This is a genomic window from Rhodococcus aetherivorans (assembly GCF_011058165.1).
In the GTDB taxonomy this organism is placed as follows: Bacteria; Actinomycetota; Actinomycetes; order Mycobacteriales; family Mycobacteriaceae; genus Rhodococcus; species Rhodococcus aetherivorans.
In genome coordinates, this window is record NZ_JAALEG010000082.1 from 20,153 (window position 1) to 27,859 (window position 7,707).

At 70.7% G+C, this 7,707-nt stretch carries 6 protein-coding genes; 3 read left to right on the forward strand and 3 right to left on the reverse strand.

Annotation, left to right across the window (positions count from 1 at the left end; translation table 11 throughout):
• Positions 1–67: 67 nt before the first annotated feature.
• Entirely contained in the window at positions 68–1,969 is a 1,902-nt protein-coding gene (locus G6039_RS24195) for a glycosyltransferase (RefSeq protein ID WP_043796758.1), read from the reverse strand.
• Positions 1,970–2,174: 205 nt separating this feature from the next.
• On the opposite strand from G6039_RS24195, the gene G6039_RS24200 reads away from it, so the two are divergent.
• The gene (locus tag G6039_RS24200) at positions 2,175–4,421 is read left to right on the forward strand and encodes a hypothetical protein (protein ID WP_080688413.1); all 2,247 of its coding nucleotides are present in this window, start codon (positions 2,175–2,177) and stop codon (positions 4,419–4,421) included.
• Here the strand turns inward: G6039_RS24200 and G6039_RS24205 are convergent.
• On the reverse strand, positions 4,408–5,247 hold the full coding sequence (locus G6039_RS24205) for a glycosyltransferase family 2 protein (protein ID WP_043796760.1): 840 nt from the start codon (positions 5,245–5,247) through the stop codon (positions 4,408–4,410). The two genes, G6039_RS24200 and G6039_RS24205, sit on opposite strands and share 14 nt — an antisense overlap.
• Positions 5,248–5,412: 165 nt before the next feature.
• Between G6039_RS24205 and G6039_RS24210 the strand changes: the two genes are divergently transcribed.
• Complete coding sequence (locus G6039_RS24210; RefSeq protein ID WP_029547039.1) at positions 5,413–6,414, forward strand: glycosyltransferase family 2 protein; 1,002 nt, start codon at positions 5,413–5,415, stop codon at positions 6,412–6,414.
• 2 nt (positions 6,415–6,416) lie between these two features.
• Positions 6,417–7,385 carry an NAD-dependent epimerase/dehydratase family protein gene (locus G6039_RS24215; RefSeq protein ID WP_006932758.1) on the forward strand — a complete coding sequence of 323 codons (969 nt, stop codon included), beginning with the start codon at positions 6,417–6,419 and terminating at the stop codon, positions 7,383–7,385.
• Here G6039_RS24215 and G6039_RS24220 read toward each other — a convergent pair.
• On the reverse strand, positions 7,343–7,707 hold a 365-nt coding region (locus G6039_RS24220; protein ID WP_206531301.1), incomplete at its 5' end, for a GDP-mannose 4,6-dehydratase. The two genes, G6039_RS24215 and G6039_RS24220, sit on opposite strands and share 43 nt — an antisense overlap.

Consider the following 7,707-nt stretch of genomic DNA (forward strand, 5'->3'; position numbering starts at 1 on the left):
GGCTTGTCCGAAACCGCATCCATCGACGAGCCGAGGCCGGCATCAGGACGATGTCACTCCCCATCGGCTACTTCCCGTACAGGCGGGCCCAGTTCTCCCGGCTGGTCAGCTGCGGCATGGCCTCGCGATACCGCAAGGACACCGCGGGGGTCTCCTTCTTCAAGGCCTGCAGCGCGCGCACACCGCGCCGGAGCAGCGCGACGGCCCGCTCCTTGTCCCGCTTGCGCACGCGGACCCCTTCCTGGGACGCGTCGGTGACCACGGCGTGCGAGAACAGCGACACGTGCCACCAGTGCGCATCCGACGACGGGATGGCGACCGGATGCGCCGGGAGGCGACCGCGCCACTGGTTGAGGGTGCGCTTGGCCAGTACCGCCCACTCGAGGCTCTTGCGCGGGTACGGGCCGGCCGGGGTGATGAACATGTCGGCCGGACGCAGGCCCGGCACGTTGTTCGCGTTGTGGCGGATGGTCTCACCGTATTCCGCGCGCTCGCGCCGGATGACGGCCGCCGCCTCCATGCCGCCGTCGTGCAGGAACTCGGGCCCCCGCAGGAAGTCCTCGACGGCCTTGATCAGGGTGAAGGCCATCCCGTACTGCATCGAGACGAGGTACCGGAACAGGTCGGTCCGCAGCTGCTTGGCGAGTGCCTTGCCGTCGAGTTCGGTGTGCAGGGCCGCGGTGATCATGGCGTTGCGGAGGTTGAAGTAGCGGTGCCACTCGTCCCAGTCCTTCCACGCGAAATCCGCGTGCCACACCGCGGCACCGGGCAGCGTGACGGTCGCGACGCCGTTCGCCCGCGAGCGGTAGCCGTACTCGATGTCGTCCCACTGGAAGAACAGGGGCAGCGGATAACCGACCTTCTCCACGACCTCCGACGGGATCAGGCACGACCACCACCCGTTGTAGCCGGCGTCGACCCGGATGTCCTGCTGCTTCTTCAGCGTGCTCTTGTCCGCGAGCGCGTTCTTCACCTCCAGCCCGGCCTGGAGCCGCTGCAGGTCTGCGACCTCGGCCCCGACGTGGACCCGGTCGGGATGCAGCAGGTACAGCATCTGCGCGCCGACGATCGCGGGCTCGACGGTGCAGTTCGCGAACATGTTGAGCCGGACCACCGCCTCCGGTTCGCACAGGACGTCGTCGTCCATGAACACGATGTTGGCTCCGGGGTTCCGCGCGGAGCCGGCGACCTCGTACAGGCCGCGGGTGAATCCGCCGGCGCCGCCCAGGTTGGGCTGCGTGATGTAGACGAGCTTGTCGCCGAGTTCGGAGGCGACGCGCTGGAACTCCTGCCGGGTCTCCACCCGGTCGGTGCCCTGATCGATCACGTACACCGACTGCACGTCGGCCAGCGCGATCGGGTCGTCCGCCATGGCGGCCAGCGTCGCCGCGCAGTCGTCGGCGCGGTTGAAGGTGCAGATGACGACGGCGGCCGGCCGCAGGGACTTCGGTGCCGGCACCGTCCACCGGGCGTTCTCGACGGCCAGTTCGCCGGAGCCGGTGGAGATCCGTGCGAACAGGGCACCGCCGTCGACGAACCGGTCGATCGGGGTGGACACCGTCACCGTCGCGGGCGCGCCGTTCGACGACACGGTGGTCGTGGCGACGATCCGTCGCCGGCCCCGGGCATCGGTGGCGACCAGTTCGATGCGGCCGTCCCCGTCGACCTCGGCGACGAACTCGACCTCGGTGACGGCGGTCCAGCGCTGCCAGTAGCTGGCGGGGAATCTGCCGAAGTAGGTGTCCGTTTCGACACGGCTCCGGCGGCCGAGACGCATCCTGGTCCGCTCACGGTCGACGGTCCCCTTGACGGTGACGTACATGTCGTCGCTGACCAGCGGAGACGGCCCCGCGAACAGCGCACGCTGAGCGGTCGGACGGGTCGCGGGGCGCCCCGTGACGGACGAACCGTCAGCTGCGGTGCCGACCCCTCCCGTCGGTTCGATCGCAGCGAATTCGGCCTTGTCCATCCGTCGAAACACCTTTCGGAACCTTGCTGCCCCCCAGGACACAACTCGTCCCAGGCTACCAACGGACCGGGGACCGGCCGACGTCCCCGCGGATCCACCCCCGCGCCCGGCCGGTCGTCGCCCGGCCCACCCCCGTTATCCTTGGCCTCTGGCCAGCCTCGTCCCTGGCCTCCGGCCAGCCCCGTCCCCGACCTCTGGAGCACATGTGACCTCCGCCGTCGTGCCCGCGGTGACGACGCGGCGGCAGCGCCGGACGTGGGGTGCCGCAGTGGCAGCGATGGTGACGGTCACCTACCTGGTGATCCTGGCGGCCGACGATCGATGGTTCTACACCGACGACACGGAATCGGGTGCGGTACCGAACTGGATCTTCCTCGGCCGGATCCTGCGGACCGGACAGCTTCCGAGCCTCGTGCCGGAACAGTGGATGGCCGGGAACTACCCGGTCGAGGGGCAGGGCGGCCTCTGGAATCCGCCGCAGCTGCTCGTCAACCTGATCGCGCCGTCCGTCGACAACATGGTGCTGCTCTCGACCGGCGTGAAGTGGGCGTTCTCCGTCGTCCTAGCGCTGGGCGTGTACCGGATCTGCCTGGAGTACGGCGCTCGCGCGACGTGGGCGGCGGTGGCCGGCGCCGCCGTCCCGTTCACCGGGTTCGCGCTCTTCTTCGACCAGGCGACCTGGGTCACGGCCCTCACCGGGTCGGCGTGGGTGGCCCAGGCGTGGGCCAGTTCGCTCCGCTACCTGCGCGGACGCTCCGGTCCCCTGCCGGCGTTCGTGTTCCTGTACCTCGCCGTCAGCGTCGGCTACGTCTTTCCCGCGCTCGTCGCCGGGATCCTCACGGGCTGCCTCATGATCGGCGAACGGATCCATCGGCACTCGTGGCGGCCCTCGCTGCGGCTGGCGGTGGTCGCGAGCTGCGCCGCCGCGGGCGGGTTGATCACCTACCTGCCCGGGGCGCTGTCCAGCTCCGTCACCTGGCGCTCCGACCAGGGCTTCCAGAACGACAACTTCCTCACGGCACCTTGGTCGGACACCCTCAACTCCGGCATCCCCTCCGCGCTGCCGGGCATCGAAGCCTGGTTCGGGGAGGTGCAGCCGTTCCCCGTCACCTACATCGCCTGGTTCGCCGTCCCGGCGCTCGCCTTCGTGGACTGGAAGACCGTGCACCGGTCCGTGCGCAGCCTCGCCGGCGCGCTGATCTTCCTCGTCGCCATGCTCATGGCGACGGCCGGCCCCAGCGTGATGGGGCCGTTGCGCTGGCCGGCGCGGCTGCTGCCGATGTTCGCTCTCGCGACACTCGTGGTGGTGTGCGTGCTGATCAGCCGCCACGGCACGCTCCGCAGGATGCGGGTGCGGGCGGGCGCGGCGGCCACGCTCGTGCTGCTGATGACCCTGCGCTCCGGGTCCTCGTCCCCCGAGTTCATGAACCGTCACCTGCTGTGGGCGGGCGCCGTCCTCCTCGTCGGGGCCGCCGTCCTGTGGGTCGCGCTCCGCGCCGGTGAGCGGGCGGTGGCGGCGATCCTGCTGCTCTCGGCGCTGCCCGTCGTGTACTTCCAGGTGGCGTCGACGACACCGCACCCGCTCGCGTGGGATCTGCCGGCTCGGCAGTCGGTCGCGAAGGAGAACTTCCCGGACCGGCCGGGCACCACGCTGCAGCTCGCCGACCGCGAACTGGTGCTGCCGTGGACCGCGAATCCGCAGGGCGTCTACCGCTCCCTCGTGTTCGGCAATTTCGCCAAGTCCCTCGACGAGACGTACGTCAACGCCTACACCCCCATCGGCTTCGAGGAGTTCGCCTTCCACCTGTGCATGCGGCACGACGGCTCGAGCTGCGCCGACGCGTTCGGCGCCGCGTTCGCCACCGAATCGAGCACCGACCGGACGTACGTGGACCTGATGCTCGTGGATCGGGTGGTGCTGCAGCGCCGGCAGTACCCGGACGCCGACTCGGAGCCGGCGCCGCCCGGCTGGCGGTGGGTGCAGTCGCCGCCCGGGTCCGCGGACGCCGTGGACGCGGTGATCCTCGAACGGCTCGCCGGACCGATCAGCGGCCGGAACGGACGCATCTCCTTCACGGAAGGGGTCACCGCCACCCCGGTCTCCGAGGACTACGCGACGAGCCGGGTCCGCGTGAACTCGGTGGACGGCGGACGCGTCGTCTTCGGACGCCTGAACTGGCCCGGCTACTCGGCCACGCTGGACGGCCGGCCCCTGGAACCGCGCTCGGTGGACGGCATGTTCCTCGCGGTGGACATCCCCGCCGGCACCGAGGACGGCGAGCTCGTCGTGCGCTGGACACCGCCGGGCCAGGGAGCCGGGTTCGCCGGCCTGGGCCTCGGCATCGCGGGCGCCGCGGCGATGCAGCTGCTGTACCTCAGAGACCGGCGGAAGGCGCGACGGGAGAATCCGGACGAGGCCGCGGCGCCCGTACCGGCGGCTACCGTGGGCTGAGACGCGACCGGAACACGGTGTAGAACACCCGCCGCTGAAGCGCGGCGAGTTCGGCGCGGCGATTCCCCTGCCACACGTCGGCCGCCCGGAGCCCGCCGGGCAGTTGTTCGGACACCCACCGGTGATAGGCCTTCGCCTGCCGGGCCTGCTCGGCGACGAGGGCCACGCTCCACTGACCGGCACTGACCCGGAAACCGCCGACGACCTGCCGCAGGGCATACAGGTCGCCGTGGAACAGCACCTTCGTGTAGGAGGCCATGTCGATCAGGTAGGGGAAACGACCGTCCCATCCGCCGGCCCGCTCGAGGGCATCGCGGCGCATCATCACGCACATCGGCTCACCGAACACGTTCGTGCCCAGCCGCACGGTGCGCCGGATCGCCTCCCCGCCCGGCACCAGGCCCGACAGTCCCTGGAGACCGCGTCCGCCGATCATCTTCGCGCCTCGCGCGTCGAGAATGTCCCGCTGCGACGCCACCGCCACCGCCGACGGGTGCGCGTCCAGGGCCGCCACCTGGGCCGACAGGGCCCCCGGATACAGCAGGTCGTCGCCGCACACCAGCTTGACGTACTCGCCCGCGGCCTCGGCCGTCACGCGCTGCCAGTTCCGGGGCGCACCACCGCCCGTCGGAGTCGACAACAGGGTCACGCGCCGGTCGCGGGCGTACTTGCCGAGCAGGTCGGCGGTGCCGTCGGTCGAACTGTGGTCGGCGACGATCAGTTCGAAATCCTCGAAGTCCTGCCCGAGCACGGACTCGACCGTCGCCTCGATGAACGGCGCATTGTTGTAGGCCGGAATCACCACGGACAGTTTCGGCCTCGTCACTGCTGCTCATCCCGTCCTCGAACGCACGCCCGGCGCTCGTGGCGGGCCGACTGACGGCGCCACCGTACATCGGCACGGCCCGCACCCGAAAACAGCCCCACCCGGCGTATACACTCCCGACTTGTGAGCAGCGACGACCGGCCGGGGGTGGGCACGCCGCACCGCGTGTCGGTCGTCGTGCCGGTCTATCAGGGCGAACACACCCTGGGTGACCTGCTCGAGCAGATCGTTCCGTGGACCGAGGTGACACTGACCCCCGGTGGCCGTCCCATGGTGGTCGAGGAGGTCCTGCTCGTCCACGACAACGGCCCCGACGACTCGGCCCGCGTCATCCGGGAGCTGGCCGCGAAGTACCCCTTCGTCGCCGGGGTGTGGCTCAGCCGGAACTTCGGCCAGCATCCGGCGACGCTCGCGGGCATGGCGTCGAGTGGCGGCGAGTGGATCGTCACCCTCGACGAGGACGGTCAGCACGATCCCGCCGCCATCGGCGGGCTGCTCGACACCGCGCTCGACGAGGGCGCGACCGTCGTATACGCCAAACCGACGAACGCGGCACCGCACGGCCTGCTGCGCAACGTGGCCTCCAAGGGATCCAAGTGGTTCCTGGCCCGGGTGCTGTCCGTGCCCGACAGCCCCGATTACCAGAGTTTCCGTCTGGTGCTGGGCGAGGTGGGACGTTCCCTCGCCGCCTACGCGGGTTCCGAGGTCTACCTCGACGTCGCGCTGGGGTGGATCGCAGGCAAGGTGAGCACGAGCCCGGTCGCCCTGCGGGAGGAGCAGGGACGTGCGTCCGGCTACCGGCTGCGCACTCTGCTGTCGCATTTCTGGCGGATGGTGCTGTCGAGCGGAACCAAGGGCCTGCGGATGGTGAGCCTGCTGGGCGTGGTCCTGGCCGTGGGCGGGATCCTGTGGGCGGTGTGGGTGCTGGTGTCCTACTTGTTCCTCGGCAACCGTTTCCCGGTGCAGGGCTGGGCCTCGACGACGGTCATTCTGCTGCTGGGATTCGGCGCCGTCCTGTTCTCCCTCGGAGTCATCGCCGAGTACGTGGGGGTGGCGGTGAAGACGGCGATGGGCAAACCGCCGTACCTGATCGTCAGCGATCCCGGCTCCGGTCCGCTGGCCCGCACACAGCGGTATCCCGACCTCGAATCGTTCCGGAGCGGGTAGCCGTGCCGGCGCCGACGTGGGTCGTCGGAAGTGGCGGACTGCTCGGCTCGTGGGTGACCCGGGAGCTGCACCGCCGCGACGTCCCGGTGGCGACGAGCGTGGTGCCCTGGGAGGAGCCGGAGCAGGCCCGCAACGTGCTGCTGGCCGACGCGGACCGGTTCGTCCGCGCCACCGGTGGTGGGCCGTGGCGGGTCGCGTGGTGCGCCGGCGCCGGGGTGAACGGCACGACGGCGGAAGCATTCGCGGCCGAGAACGCTCTTCTGCGCGACGTGCTCGACGGACTGGCGCACGCAGCCGGCGGCAGCGCCGAGCACGGGACGGTGTTCCACGCCTCGTCGGCAGGCGGTGTGTACGCGGCCGCGCCGGGCGCACCCCACTCCGAGCACAGCCCCACGGCCCCGCTCGGTCTCTACGGACACGCCAAGCTGGCCGCCGAGGCCGTCGTCACCGACTTCGCCGGGGCGACGGGCGCCACCGCGGTGATCGGCCGCTTCGCGAACCTCTACGGGCCGGGGCAGAATCTCGCCAAGCCGCAGGGTCTCATCTCCCACCTGTGCCGCGGCTATCTCACCGGGGCACCGGTCTCGATCTACGTCTCGATGGACACCCTGCGGGACTACCTCTACATCTCCGACGCGGCGGAGATGGTTGCCGACGCCCTGGCGCGGGCGGAAGCCGAATCGGGCGGGGTGAGCACCAAGATCTTCGCGTCCGGCCGGTCGGTGACGATCGGCGCGATCCTCGGCGCGTGCCGGACCGTCTTCCGCCGCCGCCCCAACGTCGTGCTCGCGTCCTCACCGCTCGCGTCGGTGCAAGGGCGGGACCTGCGGTTACGGTCGCTCGTGTGGACCGAGCTGGACCGCCGCAGCCATCGGCCCCTCCCGGCCGGCATCGCCGCCACGCTGGAAGCGACCCGGCGCACGATGGGTCATTCGGCTCGGCCGAGTGTCCGCTCCCCGGAACGGGCGTAGGCCTGCTCGGTGGCGTCCTTCTGCGGTCGCCACCAGTGCTCGTGGGTGCGGTACCAGTCGATGGTCGCGGCCAGGCCCTCGCGGAAGTCCCGGTAGCGGGGGGTCCAGCCGAGCTCGGTGCGCAGGCGGGTGGCGTCGATGGCGTAGCGCAGGTCGTGGCCGGGGCGGTCGGTGACGAAGTCGAAGTCGCCCCGGTCCTTACCGCACAGCTCGAGGATGGTCTCGACGACGGTGCGGTTGTTCGTCTCGCCGTCCGCGCCGATCAGATAGGTCTGGCCGATCTCGCCCTTGTCGATGATCGTCCACACCGCCCGGTTGTGGT